This window comes from Clostridium sp. CTA-1 (assembly GCF_054768215.1).
The window spans coordinates 293369-316760 of the sequence record NZ_BAAAAP010000001.1 but is presented as its reverse complement, the minus strand read 5'-3'; the positions used below and the strand labels follow the sequence as shown (position 1 = coordinate 316760).

Below are 23392 nucleotides of genomic sequence, written 5' to 3'. Positions count from 1 at the left end.
TATTATAACTTGTCCTCTTACATATTATAATAATTTTTATAAAATATAAAAAGAAAAATTTTTTTCATAAAACAATTTATATATCCTCTAATAAACATCGGAATATTAATTGAATTTTAAGACATCCTTAGAAAAATTACATCTTAAAATTCATAGAATTTAACTTTGAAAAGGATTGATTTTAATGAATGTATCTGCAATCATTGTAGAGTATAACCCTATGCATAATGGGCATCTATATCACATAAAAAAAACAAAAGAATTAACAGACTGTGATGCTTTAGTTTGTATAATGAGTGGTAATTTTGTACAAAGAGGATTTCCTTCAATTTTAGATAAATGGACAAAGGCTGATATAGCCCTATCAAAAGGAGTGGATTTAGTTATAGAATTACCTACATTATATAGTCTTTCCTCTGCAGAATTTTTTTCTTTTGGAGCTATAAGCATTTTAAATAATTTAAATGTAGTGAAAAATATTTGCTTTGGAAGTGAAATAGGCAATATTAATGCCCTACAGGATATAGCCAAAACTCTTTTAGAGGAACCCTTAGAATACAAAATTCTTTTAAAAAATTATTTAGATAAAGGTGTATCTTTTGCTAAAGCCAGAAATTTAGCCTTAGTAGAACTAAATAAGGACAATAAAATTATGAGTGAAGATATAAATAAAATACTATCCTTATCTAATAATATTCTTGGAATAGAATATTTGAAATCTTTACTATTACTTAATAGTTCCATAAAACCTTTTACTATAACAAGGGAAGGTGCAAATTATAAAGATGAAAATTTACACAAAGAATATTCTAGTGCATCTTCCATAAGAAAATATTTAAAAGAAAATAAAAATATTAATATTTTAAAAGATTTTTTACCTTTAGAATGCTTTTTAGAATTTAAAAAATTAATTACTAAAAGCTATAATTTCTCTATGGAAGATTCTATGATTAATTATATAAGATATAAATATATATGTGGATATAAAAATTTGCATAGTCTTATTGATGTTTCAGAAGGATTAGATAATAGAATCTATAAAGCCTTAGAAAAAAATTTTACTTATGACAGCTTAGTAGGAGAAATAAAAAGTAAAAGATATGCTTATAGTCGCATAGGAAGAATCTTATGTCAATATTTTATCGGTTTTGAAAACTATAATTTAAACACCTTACTTAAAAGCACTCCAAACTATATAAGGGTTTTAGCCTCTAATGAAAAGGGTCTAAAAATATTAAAAGAAATTAAAAAACATTCCTCTACTAAGATATATACAAAAGTACCGAAAAACACTAATACTCTCTTAAACTTAGATATAAAGGCTACCAATGCTTATTCTATTTTAAATAATAATATAAGATTTAATGAAGATTATTTTAGAAGTCCTACTATAATAAAAAATACTATCTATTAATGTAATAATATTTGATTTTAAAAATATAATTATAATAAATCAATTCTAGGAGTCTTATAGTGACTTTATTTTTTTATATAATGTTATTTTTAATATTTATTTTATTGTTTAAGCTTTTTAAAAATGAAAATATAATAATAACCTTTTTATGTTCAATTTTAATTATATATATTATTATAGCACCTAGGTTTTGTATAGAAGCTACCTTATCTGGTGCTAAGTTATTCTTTTATAAGGTTTTTCCTTCTTTATTTCCTTTTTTAATACTAACAAACATAATAATAAATTATGGTGGAGTACATATATATTCTAAACTATTCGGAAAAATTCTATGTGCTCCTCTGAAACTAAAAAAGGAATGTAGTTTCCCCTTAATAGTAAGTGCCCTTTGTGGTTATCCCTTAGGAGCGAAGTACTCCTGTGATCTTTACGAAAATGGCGATATTAATTTTTCTACTTTGGAAAGACTTATAAATATAGCCTCTAATGCTGGTCCCTTATTTATAATTGGATCTGTAGGCACTTCTATGCTGGGTAATCCTTATGCAGGATATGTATTACTCTTATCCAATTATATTTCCTGTATTATAGTAGGGCTTATTTTACCTAGTAGAAATACTAAAATGTATAGAGATTTTAAAAAAAATTTCAAAATATCAAATAAAAACATAGGTGAATCTTTAAAAAATAGTATTGACGGCGCTATAAAAACTTGTATAGGTGTAGCAGGATTTGTAATACTGTTCTCTTTATTGCTTAATATACTAAGAAACAATTTTCTTTTTAAATTTTTATTAAATAATTTATGTATTTTTTTTAATATAGATAAAAACCTAATAGAAGGATTCCTATTAGGCTTAGTAGAAATGACCAATGGATGTTATTTAATTTCCACAAGTTCTATTGATATATCTAAAAAATTAATATTAATAAGCTTCTTATTAGCTTTTAGTGGATTTTCTATAATATCTCAAGTTTACTCTTTTACTTATAAGCAGGGTATAAATATTAAAAGATATATAAAAATAAAATTTATACAAGGACTTATAGCCTCTACAACCTGTGTTATTTTATATAAAATACCTATATTTTCAATGTATTTAGATACTTTTACAGATAAAAATACTCATTTAATTTTAAGTAACAATTTATTATTTATATTTATTTTATTGCTTCTAATTGTACCATTAATAATATATTATATAAAATTTTTAAATAAAAATTAATTATTTTATATTTCTTAATTCCTTTATATTTTCTCTTATAGTATCTGTTTTTAGCTCTACACTTTCTTCTAAAGAAGCCGTAAAGGCTTCTAAATTTTTTCTTAATATACTTATCATTTGTTGAGATTTTTCTTCTATTTCTTTATCTAAATCCGTCAATAATTCATCTGCGTAATCCCTAGCCCCTACTCTTATATATTTAGATTCTTTTTCAGCATTTTTTATTATGGTTTCTGCCTTAATATTTGCTTCTCTTGTTATACTATGATTCTCTATTTGCTTTTTAAGTATTATTATATTTTCCTTTTTAATATGTTCCGCTTCTTCCATAGCTTCAGTAAGTATTCTTTCTTTTTCCTCACATATCCATTGAGCCTTTTTAAATTCATCCGGAAGACAATTTATTATCTTATCTAGTACCTCTAGGGATTCTTTCTTATTTATAGTAACTTTTCCTGTTAAAGGAATACTTGAACCTGATTCTATTAGTTCTTCTAGATATGCTAAAAGCTTAATAACATCCATTAAGTAACCCTCCTAAATACATTCCTTTTTATGATTTATCTTTTTTTTAATATCTGGTATTATTTCATCTGGTACCAAATCCTTTATGCATCCTCCAAACATAGCTACCTGCTTTACTGAGGATGAACTTAAATAAGAGTATTTTGCATTTGTCATCATAAATACTGTTTCTATATTAGGATCTAATTTGTTATTCATAAGAGCCATCTTAAATTCATATTCAAAATCTGACATGGTTCTAAGTCCTTTAATTATAACCTTAGATTTCTTTTCTTTCATAAAATCTATTAATAGGCCACTAAAACACTGCACTTCTACATTTCTATGGTTCTTAGTAACTCTTTTTATCATTTCTACTCTCTCATCTACTGAAAAAAGTCCCTTCTTTTCTGGATTTACAAGTACCGCTACTATTAGCTTATCACAAACCTTAGAAGCCCTTTTAATTATATTTAAATGTCCCTTAGTTATAGGGTCAAAACTTCCTGGGTACACTGCAGTTTTCATTTTAATCCTCCTTAAATTTATAAAAACAAACGGTAGTGTTTCCATATTTTCTATGATCAAATAATTTTATTCTTTCAGTTCCCTCATATATTTCTTCTGAAGAATCTATTTTTGTAACTATTAATCCATCTTTATCTAATAGTTCTTTTTTATCTATGCTCTCCATAGCTGGAGGAATCATTTCTTTTGCATAGGGAGGATCTATAAATATCAAATCAAAAACTATAGATTTCCTAGCAAATTCCTCTAGGGCGCTATAAGCATCCATATTAAAACTCTTGCACAAATCTTCAAACTTTAAATTCTTAATATTTTCTCTTAATAAAGGATAGGTTTCAGGACTTTTATCTACTAAATAAGAGAACTTTGCTCCCCTACTAGCTGCCTCCAATCCTAAACTGCCTGTTCCTGCAAAAACATCCAAAACTCTAGATCCATATACCTGATTTTGTATTATATTAAATATAGATTCTTTTATTCTATCCAAAGTTGGTCTTGTAACACTACTTTGGGGTGATAGTATTTTTCTGCCTCTAGCAGATCCAGAGATAATTCTCATGAAAATCCTCCTTATTATTTGTTATTTAATAATTTATTCTAGGACTAGTTTCACTAATACTGTTATTCTATTATATTAGAATTATTCACATACAATGGTAGCGCCACCTATTAATAAGTTCTTCTAAATCTCACATTTAGAAATCCTTTTCTTATAAATAAGTCAGATTTGAGTGTAAAAATAACTTAATCCTTATTATTTTAACATATAAATTATTACCATACAAAATTATTTATAGTAATTTGTAGAAATTTGTTATCTTAATTAAAACATATAAACTTCGAATTATTTTTTATTTTGGTCTTTACTTCTTCTTTTATTTTATTATCCTCTTCACTATTACTATCTATTATTTTTTTGCTTTCAACATTAGCTATTTTGAGTAAATGTATATCCTCTATTACATCAGCTAGAAGTAAATTACTAGAACCATGCTGTCTAAATCCAAATATCTCTCCTCCACCTCTTAGCTTTAAATCTTCCTCTGCCACAAAAAAACCATCATTACTACTTTTCATTATTTCCATTCTTTTTCTTATAATATCATTTTTCACTTTAGCAATTAATATACAATAGGATTTATATTTCCCTCTACCTACTCTTCCCCTTAATTGATGAAGTTGAGCTAATCCAAATCTCTCCGCATTTTCTATAATCATTAAAGTAGCATTAGGTACATTTACCCCTACTTCTATAACAGTAGTGGATATTAGAGCTTTTATTTTCCCTTCTTTAAACTCCTTCATAATAGCATCTTTTTCTTTTCCTTTCATTTTACCATGTAAAATAGCAATTTCCACTTCTTTAAAATAATCCTCTTTCAAATCATTATATAATTTTTCTACAGAATTTAAATTCAATTCTTCCTTTTCTTCTACTAGAGGACAAACTATATATACCTGTCTCCCATCATTTATTTCTTTTAGTGCAAAGTTATACACTCTTTTTCTATAGCTATCATTTACATAATAGGTATCTATCTTTTTTCTTCCAGGTGGAAGTTCATCTATAATAGATAAGTCTAAATCTCCGTATAAGCTCAAAGTAAGAGTTCTTGGTATAGGGGTTGCACTCATAACTAAAGTATCTATACTTCTTCCCTTATTTAACATTTTACTTCTTTGCATAACCCCAAAACGGTGTTGCTCATCTGTTATAACCATACCTAAATTATAAAATTCCACATCATCCTCAATTAAAGCATGAGTACCTATTATTAAATCTATTTCTCCTTTTTTAAGCTTTTCTTTTATCTCTTTTTTTAAAGATGCTTTTACACTTCCTACCAAAAGCGCTATGTTTAAATTAAAATCTTTAAATAATTTTAAAGCTTCTTCATAATGTTGAATTGCTAATATTTCTGTAGGAGCTAACATTACTCCTTGATATCCATTTTTTATCACATTAAAAAGACAAATTAAAGCTATAATAGTTTTACCACTACCTACATCTCCCTGTAAAAGTCTATTCATTGGTTTTTCTTTTTTTTGATCTTTAAATATTTCCTCTAAAACTCTATTTTGAGCATTAGTTAGTTTAAAAGGTAATGATCTTATAATATCACTTGTTTCTTCTAAAACTTTAAAAGCTATCCCCTCTGTAGCTGTTTTCAAGTATTCCTTTAAAGAAGCTATTTTTAAACAATATGCTAATAACTCTTGAAATTTTAATCTTCTTATAGACTCTTCTAATTCTTTCTGATTTTCTGGCTTATGTATAGTTCTTATAGACTTGTCTAAGGATATAAACTTATATTTTTCTATAAGCCATCTAGGTAAATTCTCACCTATAGCAATATTTCCCAAGGCACTATTTACAAGTTTTATTAACAAATTATTTTTTAAATCTCCCTTTAAAGGATATTTAGGAATTATTTTTCTTTCCTCTACTTTTTCTGCATATTTATTCTTTAATATTTGAGCATTATTTATAGTTAAAGTTCCCCTATATTCTCTTAAACTTCCCTGAAGTATATATTCTTCACCTATTTTAAAGTAATTTTTAATATAGGGTTGATTAAACCAACTACCAACTATAGCTTTCTCTCCATCATTAAATATAATTGTAGTTAAAATTTTACCTGTTCTTGTTCTTACATCTCTTTTTATATTTTCTACCTGTACTTTAATTATTACTTTTTTATTTGATAACTTATCTTTACTATAGTTATCTATAAATTCATAATCTCTTGGGAAATACAAAAGTAAATCCATTATATTAAATATCATGCATTTTTCTAATTGTTCTTTAGTTTTAGGGCCAACTCCTTTTAATGTAGTTATAGGACTATATACATTCATAAACTTCCTCCTATATAAAGGATTCTATAGTAAAGAACAAATTCTTCTAAATTTAAGATAAATATTCCTTCTAAAAAAACTTTAACCTAAACTAAGAATCCCTTCCCAATATTATTTTTTTATAAAGAAGTAATAGAAATTTAAATTGTATAAATAAACTTTAAATACAATAAAAAAAGCCCTTAGGCTTTTTTTATTCTACAGACATTATAAAGTAATATAATGGTTGTTTTCCATTATAACATTGAATATCTAAATCTTCATATTTTCCTTCTAATTCTTCTATAAATTCTTCTACCTTTTCTTCATCACAATCTTTTCCATAGAATATACTTATAAGTTCACTATCTTCATTTATCATTTCTTCTAAGACAGCTTTTGAAACTTCAAAAATATCCTTTCCTACTTCAGATATTTTTCCTTCTATTAAGCCTAGTATATCATTTTCTTTAATTATTTTTCCGTCCATTTCTGTATCCCTAACTGCATAAGTTATAGAACCTGTAGCTACTGCTTTTATAGCTTCCTTCATGTTATTTTCATTTTCTTTTGATTCTGCCTCTGGATTAAACATTGTTATACTTGTTATGCCTTGTGGTATAGTTTTTGTAGGTATAACTATTATATTTTTTTCTGACAACTCTGCTGCTTGTGTAGCTGCCATAATTATATTTTTATTATTTGGTAGTATAAATATATTTTCCGCATTTATTTTATTTATAGCCTTAACTATATCCTCTGTACTTGGATTCATAGTTTGACCGCCTTCTATAACTTCATCTACACCCAAATCTTTAAATATTTCTGTTATGCCTTCTCCTAATGCTACAGATATAAATCCATATTTTTTTAATTCACTGTCTTCTTTTTCCACTTTATTTTCTTCGCTACTCATATCTATTATATGTTGATGCTGCTCTCTCATGTTATCTATTTTTATTTTAGAAAGTGGGCCAAGCTTTATAGCTTTAGAAAGTATATCTCCTGGATCATTTGTATGAATGTGAACTTTTACTAAGCCATCTGCGGCCACTACTATCATAGAATCTCCTAAAGGTTCTAATTGGCCTTTGAATTTATCCACGTCTACATTTTCTGCCATAACAAAAAATTCTGTACAATATCCAAATTCTATATTCTCTTCATATTGTTGAACTTTAGTGCTAGTATTAGAGACTTTGTTTTCTCCGCCTATTTCTACTTCTAGATCCTTATCTAATACCTCTAACATTCCCTGTAATATTATCAATAAACCTTGGCCGCCTGCATCTACTACCTTTGCCTTTTTTAGTACAGGAAGCATATCTGGTGTTTTATTTAATACTACTTCACTATGTTCACAAACATCCTTTAGTAAAGAAGTTACATCCTCTGCTTCACTTTTTACCGCACTCTCTCCTGCAGCTCTTATAATTGTTAGTATAGTCCCCTCTGTAGGTCTCATTACAGCTTTATAGGCAGACTTTGATCCCTCTAATAGTGCATTTGCAAATTCCCTTGCATTCACTTCATCCTTATCCTCTAGGCCTTTAGATATTCCTCTAAATATTTGGGATAGTATAACTCCTGAGTTACCTCTAGCTCCCATAAGAGCTCCTTTAGCTACTTTTTTAGCTATTTCTCCTATGGATTCCTTTTTTAATCCTTCTATTTCTTTTACCGCAGATCTAAAGGTCATAGACATATTTGTTCCTGTATCACCATCTGGTACTGGGAAAACATTTAGAGAATTTACAAATTCTTTTTTTTCTTCTAATTTGTTACTCCCATTTATCACCATATTATAAAAATCTGCACCTTTTATTTTCATATGTTCCATTTATGACTTACCTCCTAAACTCTAACACCCTGAACATTTACAGTAATACTGGAAACCTTAAGTCCTGTATAGTTTTCTATGTTATATCTTATCTTTTGTATAATATTATTAGCTATTACAGATATTTTAGTTCCGTATTCTACTATTATATATAATTCTATGTTTAATTTACCTTCAACGGCACGAATTTTAACCCCTTTATTGAAGCTTTCTCCTTTAATCAGTTCCCAAAGACCATCTGTTGCATTTTTAGATGCCATCCCAACCACGCCATAACATTCCATTGTAGATACACCTACAATATTAGCAACTACATCTTCAGCATAATCTATATGTCCATATTCATTAGTTAACTTTCCTATCATGAAAGAAACCTCCTTATATCATATCATATAGTTTATTTTATATTAAATAAGAGATTTATTCAAGGAAATATATTATTATTAATGCTTTTTTTGCTATATTCCAAACTATTTACTTGCATATAGCATATATTCTATGGTAAAATTATTAATGTTTGAATTGAGAAGTATAAACTTCACAATTTTAGGGAGGTGTTTTTAAGTGTCAAGAAAATGCGAAATATGTGGTAAAGGCGTTGTTTACGGTGTTCAATACAGCCATTCACATCGTCAATCTAAAAGATCCTTTGCTCCTAACATAAAGAGAGTTAAAGCAATAGTTAATGGAACTCCAAAAAGAGTTCATGTTTGTACTAGATGCCTACGTTCAGGAAAGGTACAACGTGCTATATAACACAAAAAATGCAGTTGTTTAAACAATTGCATTTTTTATTTTATGTTTTTTATTTTTTAACTCTTTTTATTTTTTTTATTATATTTGATAAAAATTTGGGAAGCTTTATTGCAACTATTTTCATATAATACACCTCTACATAAATTAATTCTTTAATATGTTTTATCAATAAATAAAAACTGTTATAAAATTTAACAGCTGTATAATAAAATATATATCATTATAAATTGCTATTTTATATTAACACTATCTGCACTTATTCATTATCCACCAACCTATATATATAAGTCCAAATCCCACTGCTAAAAGCCATCCCCATATAGGTACTATAATAGTAACAACTATTCCAAGTCCAATAGAGCCAACTATAATTCCTAATTTTTTGTTACTTTTTCTTCCCATATATATGCCCTCCTATAGCTTATATACTATAATATGCAAACCTATACAAAAATGTGAATATTAAAAAATTCATATCTTAGATTTAATTTTAACGCCTCAAAGATAAAAAATACACTCATAAACCAATTCATTTTACTAAGAAGTTCTAAAGCTTATTCATATGGTTTATTACGTGTATTTTTTTATCTTTACTATATTAAAATCAAGTCTATTTTAATACACCCTAATTTTATTTTTGTATAGAATTTTTAGAAATATATACTTTTGTTCTAACAATATAAAATCCATTTCATTGATAAAGTTTATTATATAGGCATTATCAAATAATTTTAATTTGAAGTAAAATTTGTTGCAAATTCATACTAAACTCTAATCATCACTATCTTTGCTTATAATAACAATTAACGTTCCGCTCTTAATGTGTATATGTAATTCTTTATCCGTAAATTCATTTGAAGTTGTTAAGGTATCTCCCATTTTTAATGTATAGTTTTCTAATGGAAATTTAGCATTAAAAAGTGTAACTCCTTCCACATTAGAACCATAAGCTTGCAATGAAAAATAATTCGATTTTCTAGGTTTTAATGAAATATTTTTATCTGTTAAAAATATTTCATTATTTTCATCCTTTATATAGGCTTTTATATTATTTTTTAAACAGATTTCTAAAAATCCTAAATTCCCTAATATATGATCTATTCTATTGCCTATACATCCTAATAAAGCTATAGTATCTGCTTTAAGCTCTATAGCCTTATTTAAAGCTACTAACCCATCTGTAAAATCTTTATCCTTTGGATATTTGTCCATATATACTCCCTTTTCTTTAAAATAAGAAAAAGTTTTTTTATCTATGGAATCCATATCTCCCAATATAAAATCAGGTGTTATACCATATTCATAAAGACAATTAGCACCACTATCTGCACATATTATATAAGAATAATCTTTCATTTCTTCCTTCAAAAGTTCTTTAGAAGGTGCCTTTCCCCCTGCTATTATTATGGCTTTCATTTTATAATGCCTCTCTTAACACCTTTATATTTTTTTCTATTTCCCCATTTTTAAATACTGCTGAACCTGCTACTAAAAGATTAGCACCACAATCTGCTACTTCTTTTATATTATCTTTAGTAACTCCTCCGTCCACTTCTATTATTAATTCCTTATTATATTTTTCACTTAAAGCCTTAACTTCCTTTATTTTTTCTGAAGCATATTTAATATATTTTTGTCCTCCAAAACCTGGATTTACAGACATAATAAGCACCATATCTAAAGAAGGAATTAAATCCTTAATACAACTTACAGGTGTACCTGGATTTAAAGCCACCGCTGCCTTTATTCCAAAACTTTTTATATAATTTATTGTTCTATCTATATGTTTATCTGCTTCATAATGAACTGATACTATGTCTGCCCCCGCCTTTGCAAAATCTTCAATATATTTAGAAGGCTCCTCTATCATAAGATGCACATCAAAAGGTTTATTCGTTAAATTTCTTATGCTTTTAATTACTGGAATTCCAAAAGAAATGTTAGGAACGAATCTACCATCCATTACATCTATATGTATAACATCTGCCTCATATTTATCTAGATTTTTTATGTCCTCTCCTAGTTTGGAAAAATCTGCTGAAAGTATTGATGGCGCTATTTTTACCATTTTTTCTTCCTCCTATTCATAATTTCTTCTAAAGTTTTTATATAGAAGTCATATCTATTTTTGTGTATATGACCTTCTTCTACTGCTTTTTTAACTGAACAATTAGGCTCTCTATGATGAAGGCATCCTGTAAATTTACATTCTCCTATAAAATCACGAAATTCTGGAATACAATGCAATAAATCTTCCTTTTCCATAAAATTTATATCTAAAGAAGAAAATCCAGGAGTATCTACCAATAATCCTTCATCTACATATATAAGTTCACTATGACGAGTAGTATGTTTTCCTCTTTTTAATTTTTCACTTATATTACCTGTTATCATAGTTTCTTTACCTATAATTTTATTTAACATGGTAGATTTACCTACCCCAGAGGGGCCGCAAAATACAGTTACATTATCTTTTATTAATTTTTTAATTATATCCATATTCTTCTCTTCTTTAGCATTTAAAAATATTATATCATACCCAGCTTGTTCTATCATGAAAATAATATCCCTATATTCTTCTTTATTTACCAAATCCATTTTATTAAAACATACTATAGCTTTCAAATTATTATATTCACATAAAAGTAAAAACTTATTTAAAAGATCTATATTTATATCAGGATCTTTAAAAGAAAATACCACCAAAGCCTGAGTTACATTTGCAACGGCCGGTCTAAACAATTCACTTTTTCTATCATATATCTTCTCTATAGCACCCTTATTATTTTTATCTATAGTTATTTCTACATAATCACCAATCATAGGGGTAAGTTCAGTATGTCTGAACTTACCCCTTGCCTTACATTCTATAATTTCTTCACTATCATCTAATTTAATATAATAAAATCCACCTATACCTTTTATTATAGTTCCTTTCATAATACCTCCAATATTTATACAAATCATATTTTATTTTATTATTATAGATTATAACACTCCATCTTATAAAAGATAGAGTGTTATTGTCTTTAAATAAGAATTTATCATTTTAAATAGCTTGAAACTTTTATTAATTCCAAACTCCCTCTATAATCCTACTTTTTTGATTTTATAATATTCTTTCTAATAATTTATATTATTTTTGTGGATTAGTTGGTTTTTCTGGGTCTGGCTTTTCTGGGTCTGGCTTTTCCGGATCCGGTTTTTCTGGATCCTTACCTGTGTCTGTTCCTGGATCCTTACCTGTGTCTGTTCCTGGATCCTTACCTGTGTCTGTTCCTGGATTTTTACCCGTGTCTGTTCCTGGGTTCTTATCTGTATCTGGTTTTGGATCTGGTTTTACTTCTGGTTTTTTATATTTATAATAAGATATACTTACAGAAGAACCTTGTTTTATACTTTGGCCTGCACCTATACTTTGTGATGCCACTTGACCATCTAAGGATTGATCTTGTGTAATAATAGCCTTTGAGCTTCCCATAGATAATCCTGCATTGGCTAAAGCATTTTGAGCTCCATCTATAGATTTTCCTATTAAGTTAGGTACTGTTGAGTATTTAATTTCTGGACCATTACTTATAACTAAACTAATCTCTTCTCCTTCTTTTAATTCTGCATCTATATCTGGAGTTTGACTTATTACTTTTCCAGCAGCTACATTGTCATTAAATTCATATTTTACATTCCCTACTTTTAATTTAAGATCTTGTATTGCTTTTTTAGCGGCCTCTAATTCCATTCCCTTTAAATTAGGCACAACTACTACATTTCCAGAACTTATACTAACTCTTACTTCGGAATTTTCTGCTACTTTTTCACCGGATTTTGGATAAGATTCTATTATAGTTCCTTCCTTTTTTTCATTTTTAACCTTTTGAGCTACTACTAATTTTAATTTTTTCTCACTTAATACCTTTTGGGCTTCTTCTTTAGTAAGTCCTACTACATTAGGAACTTCTACCTTTTTCCCTCCTGATTTATTGAAGGCCAAGTATGCAGATACAGATCCTACAACTAGAAATAAAACTGCCATAGCTATTCCTAATATTAATTTTTTATTTGTTTTACCCTTATTACTTCTTTTCTTTTTATCCTCTATTTCATCCTCTTCATCTTCATACTCATCATCTTCATATTCCTCATCATCATCTTCATACTCATCATTTTGAGCCATTTCTTTTATTTTGTCATTTATAACCGCTGTGTCCATTACTCTAGTAACATCGTTTTCTGATATATTACTAGATCCATTTAATATACTTTCATTATTTTCTATTCTGGCTAAATCCTCTTCTAAGTTTTTTATAGTTTGATATCTTTTTACAGGATTTTTTTCCAAGCACTTTAGTACTACACTATTTAAACTCTCTGGTATTTTATCATCTATTTCTTTTGGTGCTACTACTTCATTTTGTATATGCTTTACTGCTACAGATACAGGACTTTCTCCATCGAAGGGAACTTTTCCTACGAGCATTTCATACATTACTATACCTAAAGAATATATATCAGTTCTTGAATCTACAAATCCCCCTTTAGCTTGTTCTGGTGAAAAATAATGAGCTGATCCCATTACTTTACTAGAATTAGTTATAGTAGCTGAATTTGAAGCCTTAGCTATACCAAAATCTGTAACCTTAATGATGCCTTCTTTTGTAACTAATATATTGTGTGGCTTTATATCTCTATGTATAATATTGTTTCTATGAGCACAAACTAAAGCACTAGCTATTTGTTTTGATATTCTAACAGTTTCCTTAGATTCTATTTTGCCTTTTTCCACTATCAATTCTTTTAAAGTTTTACCATCTACATATTCCATAACTATATAATGTATATTATTTTCAGAACCTACATCATAAATATTTACTATATTATTATCTGATAAACTTGCTACTGAAGTTGCTTCTCTTTTAAACTTTTCTACAAATTCCTTGTCGCTACAAAATTGATCCTTTAATATTTTTATCGCAACAAATCTATTTAAGTAATGGCATTTAGCTTTATAAACTGTAGCCATACCACCTTCTCCAACTTTTTCAAGAAGTTCATACCTATTACCTAATTTGGTTCCTATCATATTCACACTCTCCTTCAAACAAAATAACGGATATGTTATCCTTACCACCCTTTAACTTGCTAAGTTCTACTAGTTGCTTACAGGTTTCTTTATTGTTTTTTTCATTTCGTAGTAATATATCACACATTTCCTGTTCATTAGCATAATTAGTTAATCCATCTGTGCAAAGTAGTACCTTACAAACTTCATCTAATTTTATATTAAAAGTGTCCACTTGTACAAATAAATTTGTACCTAATGCCCTAGTAATCACATTTTTATTAGGGTGAGTGTTTGCCTCTTCCTTTGTTATTGTTCCTTCATCTAATAATTGTTGTACATAGGAATGGTCCTTTGTTATTTTTTTTACTCCACCTTCAGCTAATATATAACAAGAACTATCTCCAACATTAGCTACAATCATATTACCATTATTATCTAATATGCAGCAGGTTATGGTAGTTCCCATGCCTTTAAACTTTTCCTTTTCTTTTGCATAGTTATAAATCTTTGTATTAGCATATTCTATAGCATCTATAAGTAAAGTTTTCATATCTTTTAAATCTTCATAATATTTTACATAGTCTATAGTTTCTTCTACTGCTAATTTACTAGCTACTTCTCCTGCATTGTGGCCTCCCATTCCATCTGCTACTATATATATTTTAAATCGTTCTCCTTCATAGTAATCTACAAAGTCTTCATTTATCTCTCTAACATTACCTATATCAGATAGTATCCCCAACATATTTTCCACCCCTTTGCTCTATTTTGAAACATAACTTCTTCTTAGTTGTCCACAGGCAGCATTTATATCTGCTCCCATTTCCCTTCTTATAGTTGTTTCTATTCCATTTTCTTTTAAGATATTACCAAAGGATTCTATATTTTTTGATGTAGACTTTTCATAGCTATTTTCTTTTATTTCATTTACAGGAATTAAGTTAACATGACAAAGCTTTCCTCTTAACACCGAACTTAATTCTTTAGCTTCTTTTATAGAATCATTTTTTCCCTTTACTAATGCATATTCAAAAGTTATTCTTCTATTAGTTTTATTTATATAATAATCACAAGCTTCCATAAGCTCTTTTATAGAATATTTATTAGCTATGGGCATCATTTCTTTTCTTAATAAATCCTCTGGTGAATGCAGGGATATAGCTAAAGTTATATTATAATTTTTATCTGCCAATTCTTTTATTTTGGGTACTATACCACAAGTAGATAGGGTTATATGTCTTTGTCCTATATTTAGTGTATTTTCAGATGTAACCGAATCTAAAAATTTAGTTACATTTCCAAAATTATCTAAAGGTTCTCCACTTCCCATTAAAACCACGTTAGAGATTCTTTCACCTATTTCTTTTTGTGCTGCCATTATTTGAGATAATATTTCTCCACTAGTTAGATTTCTTATAACGCCATCCAAAGTAGATGCACAAAATTTACACCCCATCCTACAACCAACTTGAGTAGATACACAAATAGAATTTCCATGTTTATATTTCATAACCACAGATTCTATTATATTTCCATCCTTATACTCAAATAAAAACTTATAGGTGTTTTTATCCTGTGATATTAATTTTTTAACTACTTTTGGTACACCAATATAAAAATTATCATAAAGCAAATTCTTAGTTTTCTCAGGTATGTTTTTCATATTATTAAAATCAAAAATAAGCTTATCATAAATCCAATTAAAAATCTGTTTTGCTCTAAAGGCCTTTTCTTCTTTAGAAACTAACCACTCTTTTAACTCTTCTAATGTCAAATCTAATATGTTTTCCATTTTAACACCTACTAACATTTCTTCAATTTAGCTATAAAAAAACCGTCCATTTTATCATTAGGCAATATGGATACAAATCCTTCTTTATGATATATTATATTGTCTACATCTCCATAATATAAAGGTTCTATTTTAAAATTTTTATGTTTTTTTAAAAACCAGTTTATATTTTCTTCATTTTCTTCTTTATTTAAAGTACAGGTAGAATACAAAAGTATACCTCCTTTTTTCAAATAAGAAGCTCCATTATTCATTATTTTCCTTTGTATATCTATAATATTTTTAATTTCTTTTTCATTTTTAGTCCATTTTATTTCTGGTTTCTTTCTTATAATGCCTAACCCAGAGCAAGGTACATCCATAAGCACCCTATGAGCTATTTCTTTTAACTCCTTATTAAAAATAGCTGCATCACATACATCCGTTTCTACATTTTTTATACCCAATCTTTTAGCATTCTCTTCTATTAAAGATAACTTATTTTGATGTACATCATAGGCATATACTTTACTTTTATTATTTATAATTTCTGAAATATGTGTAGTTTTTCCTCCTGGAGCACTACATAAATCTAAAACTATACTTTCCTCAGTAAGTTCCATAGAAGGTGCCACTAGCATTGCACTTTCATCCTGCACAGTAATATCTCCTTCTATGAACAAAGGGTTTTTTTCTATATTTTTACCTTTAATTATTTGTATAGCCTCTGGACATATATATCCTTCTTCTATATTATACCCATATTCATCTAATTTTTCGAAGGCTTCATCATAATCTATTTTTAGATTATTAACTCTAACGGTTATATTAGGTCTTTCATTTAAGCCTTTTAATATTTTTTCTGCTATTTCTATACCATATTGACTTATAAACATTTTTATAAGCCATTTAGGATAGGAATATATAAAGCTAAATTTTTCTAAGTTGTTTCTATCATCATAAAATTTTTTATTTTTGTAAGTTCTTATATAATTTCTTAAAACTCCATTTACTAACTTTGAATATTTTATAGATATTTTTTTTGACATCTCTACTGCTTCATTTACTGCAGCAAAGGAAGGTATTTTATCTAAATATCTTATTTGATATATAGTTATCCTTAATATGTTAGCTATATTTTTATCCATAGTTTTAATGGGATTTTTTAAATAACTTTGTATTATAATATCTAAAGTTTCCTTATATTTTAATGTTCCATAAACTATTTCCGTAATTAAGGCCTTGTCATTATCCTTTAAATTACTTTTATTTAGCTTTTTATTTAAAACTATGTTTGAATAAGCACCTTCATATAACACAGCCTTTAATACATCCAAAGCTACTTCTCTTGCATTATCCATTATATCCTTAAACCTTTCTCTTAATCATTTCGTCTGTTGCTTAAAACTATAAGTCTTAGTAATTGTGATATAGCCGTTAATGCCGCTGCTACATATGTCATAGCCGCTGCACTTAAAACTTTTTTTGCTCCATTTACTTCTTCCTTATATAGTATACCTTTGTTTTCTAATAAAACCAATGCTCTTTTTGAAGCATCAAATTCTACAGGTAATGTTATAAGTTGAAATAAAACTACTGCTGAAAAAAGAATTATACCTATTCTTGTAAGACTAGAAGCTCCCATTAATATACCTATAAAAAACAATATCCAAGAAGCTTGGGAACTAATATTTACTATAGGAACTATAGTATTTCTTATTACAAGGGGAGAATAACTTTCTAAATGCTGTATAGCATGACCTGTTTCGTGAGCTGCCACTCCAATGGATGCCACTGAATTTCCATAATATACATCCTTTGAAAGTCTCATAACTCTTTTACTAGGATCATAATGATCAGAAAGCTTTCCTGGTATAAGTTCCACAGGTACATTATAAAGTCCTTTAGAATCCAAAAGCATTCTGGCTACCTGAGCTCCTGTATATCCCTTAGCTGTTGAAACCCTTGAGTATCTATCAAAAGATGAAGATACTTTTAATTGAGCCCAAGCCGCTATGAGCATAGCAGGAATCAATATCAAAAATGTACTATCATAATAAAACATATTGTTATCTTTAGTAAAAAAGTATTTTATCAATACTCTCCTACTAAAGTTCACCTCCTTTTATTTCATCCTATATCCTCTTATTACAACTTTAAATATAGTTCAATATAAATTTCCTCTCTATCTTTAAACTCTAACACCCAATTATCATTTATCTTAGTTAAATACTATTTTTACTTTTAATTAATTTATCAATACCTTTTGCATAAATATATATTGAATTTAATTTCAAATTCATCTAGGTTTTTCTCTATTTTTATTTAATACTAACTAATTATAAAATAAAAAATAAATTATATCTAGTTTAAACCTTACTAAATATTTTAAACATAAATAAAAAATTCTTCCTCTATTCTCCTAATACTAATCCCTCTTCTATATTATGTCCCTTTATATATTCTTCTACTTTCATAGGTTTTTTCCCTGGAAATTGTACAGTTGTAATAGATAAAATTCCATCACGGGTAGCTACTTTAATACCTTCTCTTGATACCTTTAATATAGTACCTGGAGTTTTATTTGAGCTTTCCTTTAATATACTACTGTTATAAATTTTCATAGTTTCATTTTTATATTGAGTATATGCAACTGGCCATGGGTTTAAACCTCTTATAAGTAAATTTATTTCCTTAGAAGTTTTATTCCAATCTATTTTCCCCATTTGTTTGTTTAGCATAGAGGCATATATAATATTTTCACTCTTTTGCTTCTCTCTTTTTATAGTTCCTTCTTTTAATCCCTCTATAGTAGATACTAAAAGTTCTGAACCACTTTCCATTAATATATCATGAAGCTCACCTGCGGTCATATCGTCTTCTATTTTAACTGTATTTTTTAAAAGCATATCACCTGTATCTAAACCTTCATCCATAAACATAGTAGTGTTTCCAGATTCCTTTTCTCCCTTTATGATTGCCCAATTTATAGGGGCTGCTCCTCTATATTTAGGAAGTAGAGAGGCGTGTAAATTAATGCATCCATACTTTGGTATATCTAAAACTTCCTTTGATAGTATTTGTCCAAAAGCTACTACTATTATAAAATCTGGATTTATTTCCTTCAACTTTTTTATACAAATCTCATCATTTTTTAATTTTATTGGTTGATATACTTCTATATTATTTTCTAAGGCCACCTCTTTAATCGCTGACATAGCTAATTTCTTACCTCGCCCCTTTGGTCTATCTGGTTGCGTAAATACTGCCTTTACATTAAATTTCTCTATTAATTTTTTTAAAGATGGTACCGCAAAATCTGGAGTACCCATAAAAACTATAGTTGTATCTTTCAAATTAATTTTCTCCTCCCTATTTATTTATTACCTTATCTACAAATAAGATTCCATCTAAATGATCTATCTCATGACAAAAGGCTCTAGCTAATAATTCTTCTCCTTCTAATACTATTTCTTCTCCTTTTTCATTTAAAGCTTTAACTTTAACTTTATATGGTCTTTCTACTTCCCCTTGCTCACCAGGAACACTTAAACATCCTTCTACATCTTTCTGACTTCCTTCTGTCTCTATTATCTCTGGGTTTATAAGTTTTATTAATCCTTCTCCCACATCTATAACTACCACTCTTTTTAATATTCCTACTTGAGGTGCCGCAAGTCCCACACCCTCTGCACTGTACATAGTTTCTGCCATATCCTCTAAAAGAGTTAAAATTCTATCATCAATCTTTTCTATTTTCCTACTTTTCTTTCTTAATAATTCATCCCCATATTTTCTTATATTTCTTATTGCCATTTTTACTACCTCCTAAATTTAAAAATTATAACAAACTGTTAGGATTTATATCTATACTTACTCTTATATCATTATAAACTTGTTCCAATGAAGTATAAACTATTTTTTGTATTTCATTCATTATATCCCCTGTCACATTTCCTTTTAATATTATTTGCCATCTATACATCTCTTTTATTTTAGATAATGGACTAGGACAAGGGCCTAACATATTTAAGTTATCATATTTAGATACAATATTCTTTAATATTATACCAATTTTATGTGTATTTTTTATTAATTTATTCTCATATTTACTACTTAAATTTATAAGCAATATTTTTGAAAAGGGAGGATAATCCATATCTTTTCTTATTTTTATCTCTTTATTATAAAATCCTTCATAATCATTTTTAGCCGCAGAGGTTATACTATAATTTTCTGGATTATAACTTTGAATTAAAACTTTTCCTTGTTTTTTTCCTCTTCCTGCCCTTCCTGAAACTTGAGTTATAAGTTGAAAAGTTCTTTCTCCTGATCTATAGTCTGGTAAATTTAAAGACATATCTGCTGCTAAAACTCCAACTAAAGTTACATTTTCAAAATCTAATCCCTTTGCTATCATTTGAGTTCCAATTAATATATCAGCTTCACCCTTTTTAAAAGTATTATAAATATTTTCATAAGCATTCTTAGTCCTTGTAGTATCTAAATCCATTCTTAAAGTTCTAACTTCAGGGAAATATTTTTTTATGGCTTTTTCCACTTTTTCTGTTCCTGCGCCAAAATATTTTACATATTTACTATTACATTTAGGACATTGTTTTGGTATTCTCATACTTGCTCCACAATAGTGGCACCTTAAGCTACTATCCCTATTATGATAGGTTAAAGAAATATCACAATTTTTACATTTAAAAACATACCCACATTCTCTACAGGATACAAATGTAGAAAAGCCTCTTCTATTTAAAAATAATATTATTTGCTCTTTTTTTTCTAACCTTATGCTTATATCTTCAAATAGTTCTCTGCTAAATATAGATTTATTACCTGACATAAGTTCTTCTCTCATATCAACTATTTTAACCTCTGGCATAGACGCCCCTTCTATTCTTTCTTTTATGGTAATTAAATCTATTATTTTATTTTTACTTCTATAATAAGTTTCTAAAGATGGTGTAGCTGATCCTAAAATAATCTTACAGCCTTCATTCATGCATCTAAGTTCTGCTATATCTCTAGCATTATATTTAGGATTACTATCAGATTTATAGCTACTTTCATGTTCTTCATCTATTATGATAGATCCTAAATTTTTAAAAGGTAAAAACACTGCAGATCTTGCTCCTATAGCTACTTTAACTTCTCCTCTTTTTACTCTCATCCATTCATCAAATCTTTCACCATCAGAGAGTTTGCTATGAAATACAGCTATATTTTTCCCAAATCTACCTTTGAATCTTTCCACCATTTGAGGAGTTAGTGATATTTCTGGTACTAAAATTATAGAACCTTTATCTTTTTCCATTAATTTCTTTACTAAATGCATGTATATCTCTGTTTTTCCACTACCTGTAACACCATGTATTAAAAATAATTTTCTATTGGAGTTTAAAATTCTATAAATAGCTAAACTTTGGTCTCCATTTAGTATCTTTTCTTCATAATTTCCATACATTTTTTCATTATATCTATTTACTACTTGGTTCTTTTGAATTAAAAATCCATGTTTTATTAATGTATTTATAGATGATAGGGAAAATCCAAATTTTTTATTTAATATATTTTTATTATAAACTCCATCATTTAATTTTACAAAATCATATATTTGCTCATAATTTTCTTTTAAATATTTACCCTCTAAATCTTTATATATAAATATAAAGTTTTCCTTTTTTTCTTTGTTTCCCTTTGTAATCCCTGGTGGTACTAATACTTTTATGGCTTCTAAATATGTACAAAGGTATCTTTCCTTCATTTGTTCTACAAGCTTTACTCTATTTAAATCTAATAAAGGATCCTCTTCACATATATTTCTTATATCCTTTATAGAAACTTTATCTTCATCTTTATAATTTTCATATAATTTTAAAACAAAACCATCTATTTTTTTATTGCCTTTACCAAAGGGGACTTTTACTCTATGTCCTATTTTTATTTTTTTATTTAATTCCTTTGGAATAGCATAAGTAAATAATTTATCCAATTTTATAGAAGAATTATTTACTATAATATCTGCATATTTAAACACTTTATCACCCTTTTAAGGAAATTTTTTTATCCGATGACTACCCACTCTAATACTCCCATCTTCTTCAAAGTGGGAGTAAAGAGCGGGTATGTCCCTGGATAACGATTTCTAATCTTTAGTAGGAGTAAAAACTCCCTCTGAAGCCAAGAACTCTGTTTATCCGCTAAATAAAAGAGGCTTAACTTATAAGGTTATTGCCTCTTTTTTATTTTCATATTATTTTTTATTTAATATAGTATCAAATATCTCTTTAGCTACTTCTCTTTTAGACATTTTTTCTAAATTTTTAATATGTCCATCCTTGGATATTATTGTAACCAAATTATCCTCTGATGCAAATCCTGTTTCCTTAGACAATATATTATTTGCTATTATAAAATCTAGATTTTTCTTCTCCAATTTAGATTTAGCATTATCTAAAAGATCTTTGCTTTCTGCTGCAAAGCCTACCAATATTTGATTTTCTTTTATTAGTCCTAATTCTTTTAAAATATCTTTATCTCTTATTAGTGCTAAATTCAAATCATCACCAGTTTTTTTTATTTTATGCTCTTTATATTCTTTAGGTTTATAATCTGCCACAGCTGCAGATTTTATAACTATGTGCTGATTTTTAAAATTATCTTTAACAGCCTTAAGCATCTCTTCATTTGTATTAATTTTTATTATATCTACGCCTAAAGGTGTTCTTAAGTTTGTAGGACCAGATACCAATGTAACCTTTGCGCCCCTATCTCTAGCTTCCTTTGCTATAGAATATCCCATTTTTCCAGAAGATTTATTTGTTATATATCTTACTGGATCTATAGGCGCTAGAGTAGGACCTGCAGTAACTAATACATTTTTTCCCGTTAAGTCTTTTATAGGATAAAGCATACTATCTGCTATTTCTACTATATCTTCAGTATCAGCCATTTTACCTTCCCCTACATCTCCACAGGCTAATCTTCCTGATATAGGGTTAATAAATTCATAACCAAAACCTTTTAGTTTTTCTATATTATTTTTTACTATAGGATTTTTATACATGTTTGTGTTCATAGCTGGTACAAATACTACAGGACAAGTAGCTGCCATTATAGTAGTAGATAACATATCATCAGCTATACCATTAGCTACTTTACCAATAATATTAGCTGTAGCAGGAGCTATCAATATCATATCTGCCTTTTTAGCTAAGGATATATGTTGTATCTCAAAGGCCTTTGGTTCTTCAAACATATCCTTTGAAACCATATTACCACTTAAACTTTGAAAAGGTAGTGGGTGTATAAACTGTAGGGCAGACTTTGTCATTATTACATTTACATCATAATTTAGCTTTTTTAATTTGCTCACTATATCTAGAGCTTTATAACTAGCTATTCCCCCTGTTACACCTAATACTACACATTTTTTATTCAT

General features: G+C 27.9%; 23 protein-coding genes. 3 read left to right on the top strand and 20 right to left on the bottom strand.

The features are described from left to right. Positions 1-184: 184 nt before the first annotated feature. Together ACYUEW_RS01550 and ylbJ are read left to right on the top strand one after the other, a co-directional pair. Positions 185-1414, top strand: a complete 1230-nt coding sequence (locus tag ACYUEW_RS01550; protein ID WP_003484745.1) for a nucleotidyltransferase — start codon at positions 185-187, stop codon at positions 1412-1414. Positions 1415-1473: 59 nt separating this feature from the next. Then, entirely contained in the window at positions 1474-2640 is a 1167-nt protein-coding gene (gene ylbJ / locus ACYUEW_RS01545) for a sporulation integral membrane protein YlbJ (RefSeq protein WP_085333568.1), read from the top strand. Here the strand turns inward: ylbJ and ACYUEW_RS01540 are convergent, their stop codons facing one another. The 6 genes from ACYUEW_RS01540 to ACYUEW_RS01515 all read right to left on the bottom strand — a co-directional run bounded on the left by ACYUEW_RS01540 (position 2641) and on the right by ACYUEW_RS01515 (position 8715). Continuing rightward, a complete protein-coding gene (locus ACYUEW_RS01540) occupies positions 2641-3165 on the bottom strand; it encodes an ATPase (protein WP_216472104.1) in 525 nt (174 codons plus the stop codon). 12 nt (positions 3166-3177) lie between these two features. Next, positions 3178-3672 carry a pantetheine-phosphate adenylyltransferase gene (coaD, locus tag ACYUEW_RS01535; protein WP_030035715.1) on the bottom strand — a complete coding sequence of 165 codons (495 nt, stop codon included), beginning with the start codon at positions 3670-3672 and terminating at the stop codon, positions 3178-3180. Between the two features lies 1 nt (position 3673). Beyond that, positions 3674-4231, bottom strand: coding sequence for a 16S rRNA (guanine(966)-N(2))-methyltransferase RsmD (rsmD, locus tag ACYUEW_RS01530; RefSeq protein WP_460276085.1), 558 nt, complete (start codon positions 4229-4231; stop codon positions 3674-3676). Positions 4232-4491: 260 nt separating this feature from the next. Continuing rightward, positions 4492-6531 carry an ATP-dependent DNA helicase RecG gene (recG, locus tag ACYUEW_RS01525; protein WP_003484736.1) on the bottom strand — a complete coding sequence of 680 codons (2040 nt, stop codon included), beginning with the start codon at positions 6529-6531 and terminating at the stop codon, positions 4492-4494. Positions 6532-6724: 193 nt separating this feature from the next. Then, the gene (locus ACYUEW_RS01520) at positions 6725-8350 is read right to left on the bottom strand and encodes a DAK2 domain-containing protein (RefSeq protein WP_003484734.1); all 1626 of its coding nucleotides are present in this window, start codon (positions 8348-8350) and stop codon (positions 6725-6727) included. 14 nt (positions 8351-8364) lie between these two features. Continuing rightward, entirely contained in the window at positions 8365-8715 is a 351-nt protein-coding gene (locus ACYUEW_RS01515; RefSeq protein WP_003395974.1) for an Asp23/Gls24 family envelope stress response protein, read from the bottom strand. A 199-nt stretch (positions 8716-8914) separates the two neighbouring features. Here ACYUEW_RS01515 and rpmB point away from each other — a divergent pair, with 199 nt between their 5' ends. Continuing rightward, a complete protein-coding gene (gene rpmB / locus ACYUEW_RS01510; RefSeq protein ID WP_003395976.1) occupies positions 8915-9106 on the top strand; it encodes a 50S ribosomal protein L28 in 192 nt (63 codons plus the stop codon). Positions 9107-9155: 49 nt separating this feature from the next. Here rpmB and spoVM read toward each other — a convergent pair whose 3' ends face one another. The 14 genes from spoVM to coaBC form a co-directional block, all read right to left on the bottom strand. Next, positions 9156-9230, bottom strand: a complete 75-nt coding sequence (spoVM, locus tag ACYUEW_RS01505; protein ID WP_098927334.1) for a stage V sporulation protein SpoVM — start codon at positions 9228-9230, stop codon at positions 9156-9158. A gap of 122 nt (positions 9231-9352) precedes the next feature. Beyond that, on the bottom strand, positions 9353-9508 hold the full coding sequence (locus tag ACYUEW_RS01500) for a hypothetical protein (RefSeq protein WP_003484729.1): 156 nt from the start codon (positions 9506-9508) through the stop codon (positions 9353-9355). 369 nt (positions 9509-9877) lie between these two features. Next, positions 9878-10522, bottom strand: coding sequence for a thiamine diphosphokinase (locus tag ACYUEW_RS01495; protein ID WP_003484727.1), 645 nt, complete (start codon positions 10520-10522; stop codon positions 9878-9880). Position 10523: 1 nt separating this feature from the next. Then, positions 10524-11174 carry a ribulose-phosphate 3-epimerase gene (gene rpe, locus ACYUEW_RS01490; protein ID WP_460276084.1) on the bottom strand — a complete coding sequence of 217 codons (651 nt, stop codon included), beginning with the start codon at positions 11172-11174 and terminating at the stop codon, positions 10524-10526. Continuing rightward, positions 11168-12046: a ribosome small subunit-dependent GTPase A gene (gene rsgA / locus ACYUEW_RS01485; RefSeq protein ID WP_460276083.1), complete on the bottom strand. Its 879-nt coding sequence runs from the start codon at positions 12044-12046 to the stop codon at positions 11168-11170. Before rsgA ends, rpe begins: the two co-directional genes overlap by 7 nt. Positions 12047-12242: 196 nt before the next feature. Then, the gene (gene pknB, locus ACYUEW_RS01480) at positions 12243-14186 is read right to left on the bottom strand and encodes a Stk1 family PASTA domain-containing Ser/Thr kinase (protein ID WP_085333573.1); all 1944 of its coding nucleotides are present in this window, start codon (positions 14184-14186) and stop codon (positions 12243-12245) included. Further along, a complete protein-coding gene (locus ACYUEW_RS01475) occupies positions 14164-14913 on the bottom strand; it encodes a Stp1/IreP family PP2C-type Ser/Thr phosphatase (protein ID WP_003484720.1) in 750 nt (249 codons plus the stop codon). Before ACYUEW_RS01475 ends, pknB begins: the two co-directional genes overlap by 23 nt. 18 nt (positions 14914-14931) lie before the next feature. Next, positions 14932-15960, bottom strand: coding sequence for a dual-specificity RNA methyltransferase RlmN (gene rlmN / locus ACYUEW_RS01470; RefSeq protein ID WP_030035726.1), 1029 nt, complete (start codon positions 15958-15960; stop codon positions 14932-14934). 11 nt (positions 15961-15971) lie between these two features. Continuing rightward, entirely contained in the window at positions 15972-17300 is a 1329-nt protein-coding gene (rsmB, locus tag ACYUEW_RS01465) for a 16S rRNA (cytosine(967)-C(5))-methyltransferase RsmB (RefSeq protein WP_003484717.1), read from the bottom strand. Between the two features lie 20 nt (positions 17301-17320). Then, on the bottom strand, positions 17321-18037 hold the full coding sequence (locus ACYUEW_RS01460) for a zinc metallopeptidase (protein WP_460276082.1): 717 nt from the start codon (positions 18035-18037) through the stop codon (positions 17321-17323). 316 nt (positions 18038-18353) lie between these two features. Beyond that, positions 18354-19295, bottom strand: a complete 942-nt coding sequence (gene fmt / locus ACYUEW_RS01455; protein WP_460276081.1) for a methionyl-tRNA formyltransferase — start codon at positions 19293-19295, stop codon at positions 18354-18356. Positions 19296-19311: 16 nt separating this feature from the next. Beyond that, positions 19312-19755 carry a peptide deformylase gene (def, locus tag ACYUEW_RS01450; protein ID WP_460276080.1) on the bottom strand — a complete coding sequence of 148 codons (444 nt, stop codon included), beginning with the start codon at positions 19753-19755 and terminating at the stop codon, positions 19312-19314. Positions 19756-19780: 25 nt separating this feature from the next. Then, the gene (gene priA / locus ACYUEW_RS01445; RefSeq protein ID WP_460276079.1) at positions 19781-21988 is read right to left on the bottom strand and encodes a primosomal protein N'; all 2208 of its coding nucleotides are present in this window, start codon (positions 21986-21988) and stop codon (positions 19781-19783) included. Between the two features lie 216 nt (positions 21989-22204). Then, the gene (gene coaBC / locus ACYUEW_RS01440) at positions 22205-23392 is read right to left on the bottom strand and encodes a bifunctional phosphopantothenoylcysteine decarboxylase/phosphopantothenate--cysteine ligase CoaBC (protein WP_460276078.1); all 1188 of its coding nucleotides are present in this window, start codon (positions 23390-23392) and stop codon (positions 22205-22207) included.